The sequence below is a fragment of the Gluconacetobacter brunescens genome (assembly GCF_048695475.1).
Taxonomy (GTDB): Bacteria; Pseudomonadota; Alphaproteobacteria; order Acetobacterales; family Acetobacteraceae; genus Gluconacetobacter.
In genome coordinates this window covers 49,144-66,402 of record NZ_JBLHEN010000001.1, presented here as the reverse complement: position 1 = coordinate 66,402, position 17,259 = coordinate 49,144, and the positions used below count along the sequence as shown (strand labels likewise).

The following is a 17,259-nucleotide window of genomic DNA, read 5'->3' as shown; positions in this document are numbered from 1 at the left end:
GGGACATCATGGCACGCGCCACCCTGCACTCGTCCAAGGGAGAATGACCATTGAATCGTCGCGACCTTTTCACCGCCGCCGCTGGCGCCACCCTTCTGCCCGCTCTGGCCGGCGTGGCACGCGCCGGCACTGTCTCGGGCGACACGGTGCCCACCGGCTCGCTGGAAGTCGTTGCCGAGTTCTATGGTCCCGGCCCCTCGGGAATTGCCGTTACGCCGGATAACCGCATCTTCGTCGGCTTTCCGCGCCATGCCGAGAATCATAAAAAGGCCACGCTCGCCGAACTGAAGGGCGATGTGCTGGTGCCGTATCCCGACAAGGCCCTCAGCCTGCCCTCCTCCGCCAGCCCGGACCAGCGGCTGATCTCGATCCATGGCATGACGACCGACAGCAAGGGGCGGCTGTGGGCGATCGACGATGGCAAGATCGTCGGCCGCCCCATCGCGCCGGGTGCGGCGAAGGTGATCGGCATCGACCCGGCGACCGACAGGCTGATCGCCAGCGTGGTGCTGAAGCCGCCGGCCATGCGGCCCGACAGCCATATGAACGACCTGCGCGTCGACCTGACGCATGGCGCGCTCGGCACGGCGTATGTCGCGGATTCCTCCTTCGGCACCTCGCCGGCGCTGGTGGTGGTCGATATCGCGACCGGCCGGCAGCGGCGCGTGCTGGCCGATCATCCATCGGTCCAGGCCGAGAAAGGGTTCCTGACGGTGCTGGACGGGCGGCCGCTGCGCTACGACCCCGCGCACCCGACCTTTCCGATCGGCGGCGTGGACAGCATCACGCTCAGCCCGGACAGCACGCGGCTCTATTACTCGCCGTTGACCAGCCGCCGCCTCTACAGCATTCCGACCGCGCTGCTGTCGAATTTCGACGCCACCGAGGAACAGCTTGCCGCCGGCGTCACCGATCACGGCGAGAAGGTGATGACCGACGGCATGGCGACCGATGCCCAGGGCCGGATCTACCTGACGGCGGGCGAGCATGATTCCATCATGCGCTGGCTGCCGGAAGACGGCACGATCGAGGTCGTGGCGCGCGACCCGCGCATCGTCTGGCCGGACGGCATCTTCGTCACCGCCAGCCATGTCTATTGCACGCTGGGCCAGTGGAACCGCCTGCCAGGATTCAATGGCGGCAAGGATCTGCGCCAGCCGCCCTATCTGCTGATGCGCGCGCCGATCACGCCGCCCATCCGGGAAGACCAGCGCTGAAGGTTTAACGGAAAAGCCGCGCTGACGGCGATCCGACGCGCGGAAAACCGCCGTCAGACCGCCGCCAGCGCGGCCTTTGAAAGAGTCCCGGCACAGCGCGCGAGCACCTGCGGTCAGGTGCCCTCGCCCACATCCTTCACCGACGCATCGGCCGTGCCCTTGAGCCAGTAGCCCGATGCCTTGATCCATGCGGGGGCGATTCCGCGCTCTTCCAGCAGATAGCGGCGCACGGCCTTCGCCACGCTGGCCTCGGCGCCGACCCAGACGAAGGTGCGGTCCGGAATTTCGATCCCGGCCAGCACATCCAGAATACCCCGCGCCTGGTCCGCCGCCTCCATGGGCCGATGGACCCAGTGCGCGTCTTGTCGGGCGGGTGTCGTGAACCTCTGCTCGTCATCGGCGCCCGGCACGGCCACCACCGTCGTTACCCTGTCATGGGCCGAAAGCTCCTCGACCCGGCGGCCGATGGCGGGCAGTGCCGTTTCGTCGCCGATCAGAAGCCAGCCAGCCACCGGGCCGGCAATGATCTGCGACCCGCGCGGGCCACCGATTTCCAGCCGGTCCCCGATTCTGGCGGCCCGCGCCCAGGCGGCGGCGGGGCCGCCATCATGGTTCACGAAATCCAGGATCAGGGTCCCGGCCCGCGGGTCGTAGCGGCGCGGCGTGTAATCCCGCCGCGTCATTTCGCCATCGAGGTCGGGAACGAAGATCTTGATGTGGTCGTCAGGCGACGCGCTGACTAAACCGTCCAGGTCGGCGCCGGTCAGCGTTACCCGGATCATGTGCGGGGTCAGGCGCTCGACGGCCGCGACTTCCAGATCGCGGCGCTTCAGTTCATGCCTTACCCGCTGAATCGCGGGGCCATCGCCGCGCGGTTGAAGAGATTCGATCCTGTTCATCTCCCTTCCTCCTGTGTCTTCAGGCCTGCCCGATTTCGCGGGCGGCAGTGTCGAGCAGATCGGCGATCTTCTGTTCCGCTGCGGGGTCCAGCCCGCCATTGCGCAGGCGCAGGCGCAGCGCCGTCTTCAGGTTTTCCATGGCGCGCATCACCGGCACGGGGATGTTCCGGCGCCCGCCGCCTTCCGCGCCGGCGGCTGCCGAGCGGGCGAGAATTTCATCGAGCCCTGCGCGGTTCGCGGCCAGGAACGCCTCGCCTTCCGGGGTGATGTGATAGCTCTTGCGGCCGTCTTCCTCGGCGAGGCGCACATAGCCCGCTTCGTCCAGCCAGGTGAGCGTCGGGTAGATCACGCCGGGGCTGGGCGTGTAGCTGCCGCCGAACCGTTCCTCGATGGTGCGGATCAGCTCGTAGCCATAGGTCGGCTTGTCGGCGATCAGGCTGAGGACCAGCAGGCGCATCTCGCCGTAATCCAGAAGCCGGTTGCGGCCCCCACGGCGACCACCGCCGCCCCGGCCGTGATGCCGGCCCGGCCCCATGAATCCGGAGGGGCCTTCAGCGGAAAAGAAGCGGCGATCGCGACCGCCATCATGTCTGTTTCTGTGTTTCATGATCCCGATATGCATCCAGATATATCGGACGTCAAGATATATCGGGATGTATTTTCTTCATTCGGGCCGATGGTGCCTGACGCAGCCCCCGACGTCGGATCGCCGCCAGCGGCACTTTGCAGGCAGCTTTTTGGAGCCTGATCGAAAATGTGGGCTGGTGAGCGAGAGCGCCGCGCAAGCGGCGCGCCCGGCGTGTGTTTTTGAACACCGAAGCGGAGCGGCCTTGATGGCCGCGAGCATCGGAGCGCAGGAAACGCGCGCCGGATCGCCACCAGCGCGCATTTTCGGTCAGGCTCCTAGCGGTATCGGGCCAGCCAGTGGGCGTAAGGCGGCGGCAGCACCCAGGCGGCGTCCTGACGGCCCAGCGCCTTCGCCGCCGCATAGGGCCAGTGCGGATCGGCGAGCAGCGGGCGCCCGACCATGACGACATCGACCTCGTCCTGACGCACCATCGCATCGGCAAGCTGCGGCGCGCTGGCGGCGTTCCAGCTCGTGGCCGTCGGCAGGCCCGTCTCGCGCCGGACCTGCCCGGCAATCGCCCCCAGGAAGCCGGGGCCCCAGGGAATCTGCGCCGTCGGGGTATTGAAGCCCATCGACACATCGACGAAGCCCAGCCCCTCCTGCTTCATGACCCGGAGCATGGCCAGCGCCTCGGCGAACATCGCCTCGTCATCGCCGGCGAACTCGATGACCCCCAGGCGGATCGATAGCGGCAGGTTTTCCGGCCACACCGCGCGCACCGCGCGCAGGGTCTCGACCAGGAAGCGCGCCCGGTTTTCGGCGGAACCGCCATAGGCGTCCGTCCGTTGATTGGCGAATGGAGAAAAGAAGCTCTGCGCCAGATATCCATGCGCGAAATGCAGCATCAGCCATTTGAACCCGGCATCGCGCGCACGGATGGCGGCCGACACGAAATCCTGCCGCACCCGTTCGATGTCCGCGATCGTCATCGCGCGCGGCAGGCGGGGCAAGTTGGCGCCGAAGGCCACGGCCGAGGGCGCGATCGTCTGCCAGGCGCGCGGATCGGATTCCGGTAGATGGTCGTCGCCTTCCCACGGCCGGTTGGCGCTGGCCTTGCGGCCGGCATGGGCGATCTGGATACCCGGCACCGCGCCGGCTTCGGTAATGGCGCGCGCGATCGGCGCCAGGGCCTCGGCCTGGTCGTCGCGCCAGATCCCCACATCGCCGGGCGTGATCCGGCCTTCGGGCGACACGGCGGCGGCTTCCACCACCACCAGCCCCGCGCCGCCGCGCGCCAGCGTGCCCAGATGCACATGGTGCCAGTCGTTCACCATGCCGTCCTCGGCCATATACTGGCACATGGGCGAAACCGCGATCCGGTTGCGCAAGGTCACGTCGCCCAGCGTGTAGGGGGTAAAGAGATGAGTCATCCCGTCTTCCTTTTCCTCGACCTTCCCGTCCGGGAGGGCTTAGTTCTACTTTTATCGAACAAATGGCATATCGGGTAGAGTGGGCGCCATGGCAAGAGTTGAATGCGGCTATGCTCATCCGGATGAAGAGACCGTGTCGCTGGAAGCGATCTTCCACGCGCTGTCCGATCCCTATCGCCTGCGCATCGTCCGGGCCCTCGCCGCCAGCGCCGTGCCCATGAATTGCGGCGACCTGAGCTTCGGCCGGCCGAAATCGAGCATGTCGCATCATTTCCGTATCCTGCGCGCCTCCGGCGTGCTGCACACGGCCAGCCAGGGCGTGGAGCACATGAACAGCCTGCGCCGCGAGATGCTGGACCGGCGCTTCCCCGGCCTGATGGCGGCGGTTCTGGGCGAAACCGGGCGCCCCGCCGACACCGGGGCGTCCACACGTCCGCTCACACCCGCCTGAATGCGGCGTCCTCGCCTGCTATTGACGCCCCGGCCATGATGGAACATCTGTGCCATTCAGGACGTGAAGTACGGATCTCGGACGCGGAGGCTCAATCCCGATGCCCACGGTGAACGGCGCCCCGAGCTAAGGGCGATGGATTTCGCTCCGTCTCCCCCCATGCAGCCATCAGGGTCCGGGTGGCGTGTCCTTTCCTTCCTTGCCGGAAAAGCCCCGCGATGGCGGGTGCTGGTCGCCTTCCTCTGCGGCATGGCCGGGCTGGTGCCGCGCGCCTGGGCGGCGCCCCCGCCGCCGCCACTGGCCAATTACGTCATTGATCACTGGTCAACGCGCGACGGTCTGCCGCAGAATTCGATCCGCGACATCGCGCAGACGCCTGACGGCCGGCTGTGGTTCGCCACCTGGGAAGGGCTGGCGTCCTATGACGGCATGGAGTTCACCGTCTATGATCGCGGCAGCCGCGTTCCGCTGCTCGATAACGGGATCGGCACCATCGCCACCGATCCGGCGGGCAATCTCTGGTTCAGCGATTCCCGGGGCAATGTCGGCCGGCATGGCGCCGACGGCACGTGGCACCTGTGGCCGCATCCCGCCAGTGCCCCCTCCATCACCGTCCACTCCCTGGAGATCGACCCGACCGGCCGCCTGTGGCTGGTTTATGAAGGCAATGGCCTGGGCAGCATGACGACGGATGGCGTCTTCCATTATGTCCGCCCGCCCCCGAAATCGCCGCTGCTGAATCTCTATCGCCGGATGGCGTTCGACAGCAGCGGTGCGCTCTGGCTGGGCAGCTATGACGGTGTCGTGGTCCGAGATGCCCATGGCCACGTCCATGCCGCCCCGACCGACTGGCACCTCCCGCCGGGCCTGAGCTGGCCCTATCGCGGGCCGGACGGCACGTTCTGGATCGTCGCAGGCAGTCGGATCTTCCGCATCGACGCCGCCGGCGCCACCTTGCAATATGATTTGCACGATACCGGATGGATCACGGCTCTGGCGCAGGACCGGCACGGCGCGTTGTGGGCGGCCACCGAGGATCACGGGCTGCTGCGTCTTTCCTCCGCCGGCATCGAACGCCTGCCCGATAGCATGACGCCGGCATCCGGGCGCATCCTCAGCCTGATGGAGGACAGCGAGGGCAGCCTGTGGATCGGCTCCAACGGCGGCCTGTACCGTCTGCGCGAAGCCCTGTTCAGCACCCTCACCCGGCAGGACGGCCTGCCCGACGATTTTGCCCGGGCGGTTCTGGAAGATCGCGACGGCCGGCTGTGGGTGGGCACGGATAGCGGCCTGTCGCGTGAAGGCCCGGGCGGCACGATGGCCACCGTGCCGCTGGCCGCCGAGCACGATCACCAGCCGGCCGTCCTGAGCCTTGCGGAGGACAGGGATGGCAATCTGTGGATCGGCACCTATTCAGACGGGCTGTACGAGCACCTGCCGGACGGCAGCTTCCGCCATTTCGGCACGGCGGAAGGATTGCCTGCCGGCAATATCCGGGCGATCAGCACCAACGAAAACGGCGCGGTCTGGGTCGGCACGCAGCACGGTGTCTTCCGCGTGGATAACGGGCCGCCGCGCCCGCTCGAAGGGGCGGGCGCCCCGCATGGCGGGATTACCGCCTTGCGGGCGCAAGGAGACGATCTGTGGATCGGCACGCTCGACGGGGTACGCCATCTGCATGACGCCTCCATCCAGACGATCCGTTTCCCTGGCCCGCAAGGGGCGCATACGATCTTCGGCTTCATGCCGCTGGGCCGCGACATGTGGTTCATCAGTGACCGGGGCCTGTATCGCGACCGGGACGGCGCGATCGTGCATGTGGCGCGCGAACAGGGGCTGCCGGTCGATTCCATCTTCGCCATGCTGCTCGACCGGCAGGACCATGTCTGGCTCACCAGCAATCGCGGCATCATGCGCCTGCCCCTGTCCGATATCGAGGCCGTGGCCGATGGCCGGTCGCAGCATCTGACCCCTTTGCATTTCGACGAGGCCGACGGTCTGCTCAGCAGCCAGGCCAACGGCAGCGCGACTCCGCCCGCAATCCTGCGCCGGGACGGCACGATCTGGATCGCCACCGCCATCGGCGTCGCCCATGCCGACCCGGCCCAGGTGCATGTCTTCGTCACCCGGCCGCCCCCGCCCTCGGTCGCGCTCGGCTCGCTCGATCTCGACGGCAATCCGCTGCCCCTGCCCTCCAACGGCGCGGCCATTCACATTCCCGCCGGTCATGGCCTGACGGTGCGCTACGCGGCACTGAGCTATCTGCTGCCCGACCGGATCATCTACCGGACATTGCTGGAAGGCATGGACCCGTCATGGACGGAGCAAGGCAACACGCGCAGCCTGCGGTTGGTCGGCCTGCCGCCGGGTGACTATACGCTGCGCGTCTCCGCCGCCCATCCCGGCGGCGCCTGGTCCACGCACGACATGGCGGTGCCGATCGTCGTTGACCCGATGTGGTGGCAGCGCCAGGAAGTGTGGATCGGCGCGCTTGTGGCGTTCGGCGCGCTGCTGATGGCGATCTATCTTGGCATCGCCTATCATTATCGGCGCCAGGCCCGCTTCCTGTCGCGCATCATCGCGGAGCGGACGGGCGAACTGACGCAGACGGCCGAACGGCTGCAGGCCGCCGACCGTGAAAAGACCCTTCTGCTGGAACGCCTGCGCCAGCAGGCCGATGTCGCGACGCGGCAGGCCCGGGAAGATTCGCTGACCGGCCTGCCGAACCGCCGCGCCTTCAACGAACATCTTGCCGCAGTGCTGAAGGGCGTCATGGCTGGCGAGCCGGATTTCTGCCTGGCCCTGATCGACGCCGATCATTTCAAACGCATCAACGACGAACACTCCCACGCGGCGGGCGACACGGTGCTGCAAGGGATCGCGGACGTGCTGCGAGCCTCAACCCGCACACCGGATATCGTCGCGCGCATCGGGGGCGAGGAATTCGCGCTCCTGATGCCGGAAACCACGCTGGAGGAAGCCGAAGCCACCTGTGAACGCCTGCGCGCGGCTTTCCATGCGAAGAAGGACTGGGGCGGCGCGCTGGCCCTGCGGGTGACCTTCAGCGCCGGGGTCGTCAGTTCCCACCGGGGAGAGCCGAGCGCCGCGCTGCTGCTGCAAAGGGCGGATGCCGCGCTCTATCGGGCGAAGAATACTGGGCGTGACAGGATCTGCGTGGAAGCGTGAAAGAAGGCTTGAAAGGCGCTCCCGCGAGTAGTTCTGCGTTTCAAGGCGATTGTATCGTTACAGATATGGCAACGTTCGCCTCACAGCAACTGCATGGAAGCCGAACTGCCTTGCCTAAATCCCGCCATTCATCCAGCGTGTCGGGCGCCAATACTGATTTAGGTCGGCACTGCTGGAGATATAGATCGTGCGGGTGATGCTGCCAATCATAGTTTGTGTCATTGGTATTTTAAGCGTGGTTGCCAATGTGGCCGGGGCTACAACACCCGGCGATTGGCAACCACCTCCAGGCTTCAAGCAGATTCTGATTTGGCCCAGCGGCGCGCCAGATATGCCGGGTGCCTCTTGGGTGTCCGAACATGTCGAAATCACCAAGGCTCCTGATGTCGTTGCCGGACAGCCATATACTGCCGTCTATGACGTAACTTCCCCGACGATGACCGTATTTCCCGCAAAGGGGAAGAATACTGGTGCAGCGATAATAGTCTTTCCGGGCGGCGGGTTTCAGATACTCGCGATCGACCTTGAGGGCACTGAAATCTGCGATTGGATGACATCGAAGGGCATTACATGCGTCCTGCTCAAATATCGGGTTCCAAAGAGCAACGACTACTATGACAGCCATTGTCATTGCCGCATCACACCAAAAATCCGCCGTTCCCTGCAAGATGCTCAGCGCACCATCCGCTTCGTGCGGTCAAGAGCGGGAGAACTCAAAATCGATCCGCATAAGATTGGCGTGATAGGCTTTTCAGCGGGCGGTTATCTCGTGGCCGAAACCAGTAACGTCTTTGAATCCGCTTACAGACCGGTCGATGCGATAGATGAGGTCAGCAGTCGCCCCGATTTTGCGATTGCCGTTTATCCGGGCCACATATGGCGCGGTCATGGCTGGGATATGGATCCTTCGCTTCACGTCACGAAGCAAACCCCGCCGACATTCATCGTGCAAGCGTGGGACGATAAGGTCGACGGTATTCAGCAGAGCCTGATTTACGCTCATGCGCTCGAAGATGCCGGGGTTCCCGCCGAGGTTCATCTTTTCGCAAGAGGTGGCCACGCTTTTGGTCTGCGGCAGACGAATCGTCCAATCACAGGATGGCCCACATTGGTGGAGAACTGGCTCAAGGAAATCGCGATCCTGTAGACCGGGTGGCAGCATTTCACATGCGCGTGTCCGGAAGGCGACAGTCGCAGGTTCCCGCCAAAAGCATCGAGAGCCCGTGCATACTCGGCCGTCATCGCCGCCAGCCCGCATTTTCGGTCAGGCTCTCAGGGCAGATGGGCCGCAGCCTGCGTGAATGTGCTACGGATTGCGTCCATGTATAAAAATGGAAGCAATCCATGACATTCTACAGGCGCTGGCCGTTCGGATATCAAGCATGAACGAAACGAGTTCCGAGAGGCATCTCGATAATCCCGGCAAGCGCGGCTGGTCGCCTACGGTCATCCTGCTGCTCGGCGTGGCGGGGATGCTCGATTTCATCGACCGGTTTGTGTTCTCGACGGCGAATGATGCGATCAAGCATGATCTGCATCTCTCGGATGCCACGGTGGGGCTGCTGGGGGGAACGGCCTTTGCGCTGCTTTATGGCGTGATGATCGTGCCGTTCGCGCTGATTTCCGACCGGGGATTTGCGGCGCGCATGGCGTCGTTCGGGATTGCGCTGTGGAGTGTCGCGACCGCCCTGATGGGGCGCACGCATGGGATCGCCAGCATGGCGGCCGCCCGTGTGTGCGTGGGGCTGGGGCAGGCTGCGTTCTCGCCCTCCTCCGCCTCGCTGAACGCGGCCTACTCGACGCCGGAGAAGCGCAGCACGTCGTTCTCGATCGCCTACGGCATATCCTATCTTGGCTATATCGTCGGGCTGGCGGGGGGCGGCTGGCTGGTGGAGCATGTCGGCTGGCGCATGACATTTACGGCGGTCGGGTTGGCGGGAATTCCGGTCGCGATCCTGATGGTTCTGTTCGTCCGCGAGCCGCGCCTGCCGCATGTGGCGCGAGAGGCGGAATCATGGCGGGCGTTGCTTGCCAACCGGCCGTTGCGCGACCTGCTGCTGTATGGTGTGACCGGCCAGGTCGTGACCTACGGCGTCACGTTGTGGGGGGTTTCCTTCTATATGCGGTCCTTTGGCCTGTCGTCGGGGCAGGCCGGTGCGTGGTTCGGAATCGGCATCGGGATTGCGAGCGTGGTCGGGACCTTTCTTGGCGGGCCGATTGCCGACCGCGTGGCAGCACGCTTCGGTTTCCGTGGTGCGATGCGGTTCGCCTTCTGGGCCTATCTCATTGCCCAGCCGTTTCAGGTCATCCAGGTGCTGACGCATTCGCTTGATCTGTCGCTGACGATGCTGGTGGTGACATCGACGCTCTCGGCCCTGTGCACCGGCCCGGTTTACGGGGCGATCCCGAGCGTGGTGCCGGCGCATCGCCGGGCGGCCGCGATGGGGATGTACGCACTGCTGGCCAATGCGATCGGCATCGGGCTCGGCCCGCCGCTCTTCGGGTGGATCAGCGATATGCTGACGCCGCATTTCGGCGCCGATGCCCTGCGCATGTCGCTGCTGGTGGCTGCCATTCTCAGTTTCTGGCCGGCGGTGCATCTCTTCCAGTTGCAACGCCGGTTCGGAAAATAGACGATTACCGCACCCTTCTCACCGATCGGGTGGAAGACCGCGGGCGCTTGGAGCCTGATCGAAAATGTGGGCTGGTGAGCGAGAGTGCCGCGCAGCGGCACGACCGTCGTGGGTTTCCGAGCCTCGGCGCGGAGCGGCCTTGATGGCCGTGAGCACCGAAGCACAGGAAACGCGCGTCGGATTGCCGTCAGCGCGCGTTTTCGGTCAGGCGCTTGGAGCCTGATCGAAAATGTGGGCTGGTGAGCGAGAGTGCCGCGCAGCGGCACGGCCGTCGTGTGTTTCCGAGCCTCGGCGCGGAGCGGCCTTGATGGCCGTGAGCACCGGAGCACAGGAAACGCGCGTCGGATCGCCACCAGCGCGCATTTTCGGTCAGGCTCTTACTGGGCCTGGGCGCTGCGGGTCATGGTCTGGCGGATCAGCCCGTCCACCGGGCGGCCCGCCATGGTCAGGGCCACGGCTTCGGCCACGCGGATGCCGTCGATGGCTGCCGAGAGGATGCCCCCGGCATAGCCTGCCCCCTCGCCCGCCGGATACAGGCCGGCAACGTTGGTGCATTGTCCGTCCGGGCCGCGCGGAATGCGCAGCGGCGAAGACGTGCGGGTTTCCACGCCGGTCAGGACCGCGTCCGCCATGTCGAACCCGTTCAGTTGCCCGCCGAATGCCGCCAGTGCTTCGCGCATCGCCAGTACCACGAAATCCGGCAGGCAGGTGGCAAGGTCGGTCGGTGTGACGCCGGGGCGGTAGCTGGGCTCGACCGTGCCGAGATGGGTGGAGGGGCGGCCGGCGAGGAAGTCGCCGACGCGCTGCGCGGGAGCGCGGTAATCGCCGCCACCGGCCAGAAAGGCCTGGCGCTCCCAATGGCGCTGGAAGGCGATGCCGGCCAGCGGGCCACCGGGATAATCGGCATCGGGCGTCACGCCGACCACGATCCCGGCATTGGCGTTGCGCTCGGCGCGGGAATACTGGCTCATGCCGTTGGTGACGACGCGCCCTTCCTCCGAAGTCGCGGCCACCACCGTGCCGCCGGGGCACATGCAGAAGGAATAGACCGCGCGTCCGTTGGAGGCGTGATGCACCAGCCGGTAGTCCGCCGCCCCCAGCAGCGGGTTGCCCGCCTGGGTGCCGAACCGTGCCGCGTCGATCACCGATTGCGGATGTTCGATCCGCACGCCGATGGAAAAGGGCTTGGCCTCCATCGCCACGCCGTGGCCATGCAGCATCGTGAAGGTGTCGCGCGCACTGTGGCCGACCGCGAGCACGACGTGGTCGGCCGCGATCTCCTCGCCATCCGCCAGGCGCAGCCCCACGACCCGCCGCGCGCCGGCTTCATCGGTGGCCAGCAGGATATCCTCGACGCGGGTATCGAACCGGTAGGTGCCACCCAGGGCCTCGATCTCGGCGCGGATATGCTCGACCATCGACACCAGGCGGAAGGTGCCGATATGCGGCTTGGAGAGATACAGGATCTCTTCCGGCGCGCCCGCCTTGACGAATTCATGCAGCACCTTGCGCCCGTAATGGCGCGGATCGCTGACCTGGCTATACAGCTTGCCGTCGGAGAACGTACCGGCCCCGCCTTCGCCGAACTGCACGTTGCTCTCGGGCGTCAGCACCGATTTGCGCCAGAGCGCGAAGGTATCGACGGTGCGTTCGCGCACCACCTTGCCCCGTTCCAGGATCAGCGGGCGCAGGCCCATCTGCGCCAGCAGCAGCCCCGCCAGCAGGCCGCACGGCCCCGCCCCGATCACCACCGGGCGGCGATAGCCCGGCCGGTCGGCGAAACTGGCGCCGTCGCGCATCACGAAATGATAGGCCGTGTCGGGCGCGACGGCGACATGCGGCGTGCCGGCTAGCCGCGCGAGGACGGCTGCCTCGTCCCGCACCGCGCAATCGACCGTATAGACCAGCGTGATCGCCCCCCGCCGCCGCGCGTCGTAACCGCGACGGAAGATCGTATGGTCCAGCAAATCCTCGCCCGCGATGCCCAGCCGGCGCACGATTTCCGCCGCCAGCGCATCGGGCTGGTGATCGAGAGGGAGCCTGATTTCGGTCAATCGGATCATGCGGGGCGGAGCATCCGTTCGCGGGAGTACGGGAGTGTTCAACAGCGGGCCGGCGCGACCGGCAGCCACGCGCCGTGCCTTATCACGACCGCGCGCCATGACGAAAGAACGCGGGACTGGCCCCCGGCGCAATGCTTCTGATAGAGAGAGCCGCCGTTCGAGGAGAACCCGCTTTCATGGCCCATTCGCACGATTCCGCATCCGCGCACGGGCATGCAGGGCCGACCGGGGCGCACGCATGCAACCATGACCATGACCATGACCATGACCATGACCATGACCATGACCATCATGGGCACCACGGACACGGGCATGTCCATGCCCCCGCGTCGTTCGGCGCCGCCTTTGCCTGGGGAATCGGGCTCAACCTGGTCTATGTGTTCGCCGAGGCCGCCTGGGGCGTTACCTCCCACGCGCTGGCCCTGCTGGCCGATGCCGGGCACAACCTGTCCGACGTGCTGGCCCTGGGCGCGGCGTGGCTGGCCCACACGCTGTCGAAGCGCGCGCCCAGCGCCGAATTCACCTACGGGCTGCGGCGGTCTTCCATTCTCGCAGCGCTGGGCAATGCGGTGGCGCTGCTGCTGGTCACCGGCGGCATCGTCTGGGAATCGATCCTGCGGCTGATCGAACCCACGGCTGTTCCGGGCGGCACGGTCATGGCCGTGGCCGCAGGGGGCATCGTGGTCAATGGCGCCACGACCCTGCTGTTCGCCCGTGGCGGCGACGATTTGAACATTCGCGGCGCCTTCCTGCACATGCTGGCCGATACGGTGATGTCGGCCGGCGTCGTGGTTGCGGGTGCGGTCATCTACTATACCGGCTGGGCCCGGCTGGACCCGATCGTGGGCTTGGCGCTGTCCTGCGCCATCGTCGCCGGCACGTGGTCGCTGCTGCGCGATTCGCTGGACATGGCGCTGGACCGTGTGCCGCGCACCATCGACCGCGCGGGCGTGGAAGCCTATCTGCGTGCCCTGCCGGGCGTGGAGGACCTGCACGACCTGCATATCTGGCCGATCAGCACCACCGAGACCGCGCTGACCGTGCATCTGGTCTGCACCGCTCCAGCCGACGACACGCTGCTGGGCGATGCGACCGACACGCTGCGCACCCGCTTCAGCATCGGTCACCCGACCTTCCAGATCGAAACCCTGTCCTACGCTACCCGCTGCGTGCTGGCCGACGCGAGCGTGCCCTGAGCCCATGCCCGAGATCAGGATGCCCGACATCAGCAAGACCGCGCTGGCCTGGACCAGCCTTGGCGTCAGCATCGCGGCGCTGGGCCTGAAATACGCGGCGTGGCGCGCGACCGGCTCGATCGCGCTTTACTCCGACGCGGTCGAGACGATCATCAATGTCGTGGCCGCCCTCACCGGCCTGTGGGCACTGCATATCGCCAGCCTGCCGGCGGACGAGAACCATACCTACGGCCATTACAAGGCCGAATATCTCTCGGCCGTGGCCGAGGGCGTGCTGGTGCTGATAACGGCCTTCGTCATCGGCCGCGAGGCGTGGATCGACTGGCAGCATCCCAGCCTGCCCGATGCGCCGTTGCTGGGCCTTGCATTGAACGGGTCGGCCGGGCTGCTGAACCTGGCGTGGGCGCTGGTGCTGCTGCGCGCCGGGCGTGTGAAGCGGTCGCCCACCCTGGTCGCGGCCGGCCGGCATGTAATGTCCGACGTCTGGACCACCGTCGGGCTGGTGGGCGGCTTCATCCTGATCCCGCTGACCGGATGGCCGTGGATCGACCCGCTGCTGGCGGGGCTGATCGCGCTCAACGTGCTGCGGGTGGGCTGGGGCATGATGCGCGAATCCATTGCCGGCCTGATGGACGAGGCCCCCGACCCCGAGACGCTGGAGACGATCCGCCAGGTCATCGCCACCAGCGGCCACGGCGCGATCGAGGCGCATGACCTGCGCGCCCGCATCGTCGGTGCCATGGCCTTCGTGGAATTCCATCTGGTCGTGCCCGGCGCCATGAGCGTGGATGCGGCACACGAGATCTGCGACCGGATCGAGGCCGCGCTGCGCGCGCGCATCGGCGACGCGCTGATCCATATCCATGTCGAGCCCGACCGCAAGGCCAAGCATTGCGGGATCGCGATCCCCCAGTGAGAACGCCCGCATCGTGAAAGTTCCGTTGTGTCGGGCACAACACAGCATCCGCCCCCCGTCAGGGATATGTGCGCGGTTCCTGTGGAAACATCGGCCGTGTACGGAGTAAAGGGCGGTACATACCGCACGTTCCCCGGTCCATCCGGCCCGGGGCCATTGTTCCGGACACCCCGCCGATGAAGACCGACCTGACCGAACTGCGCATCCGCCATATGCGACATCTGCGCCGTTCCGCCCGGGTCACCACCGCGCAGTGGCGCCGCAAGATCGTGTACTGGACGGCGTCCGTGGTGGTCGGCCTCGTCGCCGTTGGCTTCGCCACCTCCGCCGACAAGGCCTCCGCCCTGTGCGACCGGCTGGTGGCGTGGGACCCGTGGGTGATGCTGGCGCTGACGCCGGCCGGCCTCGCGCTCTCGACGTGGCTGACGCGCACCTGGTTCCGCGGTGCCCAGGGCTCGGGCATTCCGCAGACCATCGCCGCCCTGCATCTGGAAAATTTCACCATCGTCGACCGGCTGCTGTCGCTGCGCATCGCCTTCGGCAAGATCCTGCTGACCACGCTGGGCCTGCTGGCCGGCGCCTCGATCGGCCGCGAGGGGCCGACGGTGCAGGTCGGCGCGGCCATCATGCATGGTTTTGGGCGGTGGCTTAATCTCTCCACGGTCAGCGTCCGGCGCGGGCTGATCCTGGCGGGGGGCGCCTCGGGCGTGTCGGCGGCCTTCAACACGCCGCTGGGCGGAATCGTGTTCGCGATCGAGGAACTGAGCCATTCCTTCGAACAGCGCACCAGCGGCACGATGCTGACGGGCGTGATCCTCTCGGGCGTTACCGCCATCGCGCTGGTCGGCAACTATACCTATTTCGGCCATACCGACGTCGTGGTGCCGATCGGCATAAGCTGGATGGCGGTGCTGACCTGCGGCATCCTGGGCGGCATCAGCGGCGGCGTGTTCTCGGCGATCCTGATCCGCACCTCCCAGGGCCTGCCGGGCGCGCTGGGCCGGTTCGTCACGCACCGGCCGATCGCCTTCGCCGCCCTCTGCGGGCTGGTGCTGGCCATCCTGGGGATCGCCTCGGGCGGCATCACCTACGGCACGGGCTATATCCAGGCGCGCGAGATCATCGCCGGGCAGACCAGCTATCCGGCCTCGTTCTTCATCCTCAAATATTTCGCCACCATCGTGTCCTACTGCTCGGGCATTCCGGGCGGGCTGTTCGCGCCGTCGCTGGCCATCGGGGCGGGGATCGGCGGCTGGGTGGCGCAGTTCCTGCCGCATACGACGCCCGGCGCGGTGGTCCTACTGGGCACGGTCGCCTATTTCTCGGCCGTGGTGCAGGCGCCGCTGACGGCCAGCGTGATCGTGATGGAAATGTCGGACAACCAACAGGTCACGCTGGCGCTGCTGGCCACGTCGTTCCTCGCCTATGGTGTCTCGCGCATGATCTGCCCGCGCTCGCTCTACAGTGCGCTGGCGGAGAAATTCCTCTCGGTGGTGGAACACGCCCCGCCGCCACCGCCGGCCGAGACGCCCGCCCCCGGCGCGGGCGGTGGCGTCCTGCCCGCCCCTGCGGCCTCCGACCGCGCCTGATCGCACCGGGGCCGCTGACACGGCCCCGGTGCCGAACGCCTAGCGTGCGGCCAGATCGACGATCCCGATCGCGCCGTCCTCGGTCCCGAATGCCAGGCCGGTGCCGTCGGGGCTGAAGGCCAGCGCCGAGATCGCCCCGCCGCCGGAATCGCGCACCGGCAGAACCTTCTGCGCCGCCGCGTCTTCCAGCAGGATGGTGCCGTCGGCAAAGCCCGCCGCCACGATCTCATGCACCGGATGGCACGCCACGCGCCGGCAGATCACGCCGGGCATTCCGGCCAGTTCGACCGGCGCCTTGCCCATCGGGCCGCCGCCGAAGAACGGCCACATCACCACGCTGTCCGCCCCGCTGGTCACCAGCCACTTGCCGGTGCGCGAGAAGGCCATCGACTGCACCTTGGCCGGATAGCCGCTCATGCGCATGTTGTGCCCGTCGGCCAGCCGCCAGCCATGCAGTTCGTTTTCCTGCATGCTGGTCACCAGCGCATCGCCGCCCGGATGGATGATGATGCCGGTGTGGCTGCCCTTCCAGTCCAGCCGCCGGGGGTTGTCGACCTTGGCCTGCACGAACCACATCGACGCGCCGTTATAGTGCGACGCCGCCACCCGCTTGCCCTTGGCATCGAAGGTCAGTCCGCTGACGGTGGAGGGATGCTCCAGCACCTTCAGCGTTGTCGTGCCGGCGGCATCGCGCAGTTCGACCTGCTTGCCGGAGGCAAAGGCGATCACACCCGATTTCGGCGTGTTCTTCGCGTCGATCCAGGTGGTGACATGCTCGATCCAGCGCCGGCCACGTACCAGGTCGGTCACCGCGCCGTCCGCGCCGATCCGGCGCAGCGTGGAATCGTCGCCGCCGGTCAGGAAGCCGGTCGGCGCGGCGTCGGGTGCGAGGCACAGGATGGCGCCGTCATGCACCGTCTGCACCTGCCACGCGGCGGCGTTGGTGAAATCCGCGCGCGCCGCCAGCACCACGTCGCCCTCGGCGGTCGCGAAGGCGAACTGGTTGCTGTCGCGCGATGCCACGCAGCCGATGACATGGCCATCGAGCGTGCGCGTGGCGCCCCGCCGTTCGAGCAGCCCGGCCGGGGCCCCGCTTTCGGTCTGCATCCCC

General features: G+C 66.8%; 13 protein-coding genes. 8 read left to right on the top strand and 5 right to left on the bottom strand.

The features are described from left to right. Positions 1–95: 95 nt before the first annotated feature. A complete protein-coding gene (locus ACMAUO_RS00295) occupies positions 96–1,217 on the top strand; it encodes an L-dopachrome tautomerase-related protein (RefSeq protein WP_420357148.1) in 1,122 nt (373 codons plus the stop codon). A gap of 113 nt (positions 1,218–1,330) precedes the next feature. On the opposite strand, the gene ACMAUO_RS00290 is transcribed toward ACMAUO_RS00295, so the two are convergent. The 3 genes from ACMAUO_RS00290 to ACMAUO_RS00280 form a co-directional block, all read right to left on the bottom strand. After that, entirely contained in the window at positions 1,331–2,116 is a 786-nt protein-coding gene (locus tag ACMAUO_RS00290; RefSeq protein WP_420355017.1) for a siderophore-interacting protein, read from the bottom strand. Between the two features lie 19 nt (positions 2,117–2,135). Beyond that, positions 2,136–2,723, bottom strand: coding sequence for a PadR family transcriptional regulator (locus ACMAUO_RS00285; protein ID WP_420355016.1), 588 nt, complete (start codon positions 2,721–2,723; stop codon positions 2,136–2,138). A gap of 296 nt (positions 2,724–3,019) precedes the next feature. Continuing rightward, positions 3,020–4,114, bottom strand: coding sequence for an NADH:flavin oxidoreductase/NADH oxidase (locus tag ACMAUO_RS00280; protein ID WP_420355015.1), 1,095 nt, complete (start codon positions 4,112–4,114; stop codon positions 3,020–3,022). A gap of 88 nt (positions 4,115–4,202) precedes the next feature. Here ACMAUO_RS00280 and ACMAUO_RS00275 point away from each other — a divergent pair, with 88 nt between their 5' ends. The 4 genes from ACMAUO_RS00275 to ACMAUO_RS00260 all read left to right on the top strand — a co-directional run bounded on the left by ACMAUO_RS00275 (position 4,203) and on the right by ACMAUO_RS00260 (position 10,384). Further along, positions 4,203–4,565 (top strand): ArsR/SmtB family transcription factor, encoded by a 363-nt coding sequence (locus tag ACMAUO_RS00275; RefSeq protein ID WP_420355014.1) that lies wholly within the window; start codon positions 4,203–4,205, stop codon positions 4,563–4,565. A 225-nt stretch (positions 4,566–4,790) separates the two neighbouring features. Next, positions 4,791–7,751: a two-component regulator propeller domain-containing protein gene (locus ACMAUO_RS00270; RefSeq protein ID WP_420355013.1), complete on the top strand. Its 2,961-nt coding sequence runs from the start codon at positions 4,791–4,793 to the stop codon at positions 7,749–7,751. A gap of 196 nt (positions 7,752–7,947) precedes the next feature. Further along, positions 7,948–8,898, top strand: coding sequence for an alpha/beta hydrolase (locus ACMAUO_RS00265; RefSeq protein ID WP_420357147.1), 951 nt, complete (start codon positions 7,948–7,950; stop codon positions 8,896–8,898). A gap of 235 nt (positions 8,899–9,133) precedes the next feature. After that, positions 9,134–10,384, top strand: a complete 1,251-nt coding sequence (locus tag ACMAUO_RS00260; protein WP_420355012.1) for an MFS transporter — start codon at positions 9,134–9,136, stop codon at positions 10,382–10,384. Positions 10,385–10,761: 377 nt separating this feature from the next. Here ACMAUO_RS00260 and ACMAUO_RS00255 read toward each other — a convergent pair whose 3' ends face one another. Then, a complete protein-coding gene (locus ACMAUO_RS00255) occupies positions 10,762–12,447 on the bottom strand; it encodes an NAD(P)/FAD-dependent oxidoreductase (protein WP_420355011.1) in 1,686 nt (561 codons plus the stop codon). A gap of 176 nt (positions 12,448–12,623) precedes the next feature. On the opposite strand from ACMAUO_RS00255, the gene ACMAUO_RS00250 reads away from it, so the two are divergent. From ACMAUO_RS00250 to ACMAUO_RS00240, 3 genes are all read left to right on the top strand, one after another. Next, positions 12,624–13,643, top strand: a complete 1,020-nt coding sequence (locus ACMAUO_RS00250) for a cation diffusion facilitator family transporter (RefSeq protein WP_420355010.1) — start codon at positions 12,624–12,626, stop codon at positions 13,641–13,643. A gap of 4 nt (positions 13,644–13,647) precedes the next feature. Further along, entirely contained in the window at positions 13,648–14,559 is a 912-nt protein-coding gene (locus ACMAUO_RS00245) for a cation diffusion facilitator family transporter (RefSeq protein WP_420355009.1), read from the top strand. 212 nt (positions 14,560–14,771) lie between these two features. After that, a complete protein-coding gene (locus ACMAUO_RS00240; RefSeq protein ID WP_420357146.1) occupies positions 14,772–16,148 on the top strand; it encodes a chloride channel protein in 1,377 nt (458 codons plus the stop codon). 39 nt (positions 16,149–16,187) lie between these two features. Here the strand turns inward: ACMAUO_RS00240 and ACMAUO_RS00235 are convergent, their stop codons facing one another. Beyond that, positions 16,188–17,255, bottom strand: coding sequence for a WD40 repeat domain-containing protein (locus tag ACMAUO_RS00235; RefSeq protein ID WP_420357145.1), 1,068 nt, complete (start codon positions 17,253–17,255; stop codon positions 16,188–16,190). Between the last annotated feature and the right edge of the window lie 4 nt (positions 17,256–17,259).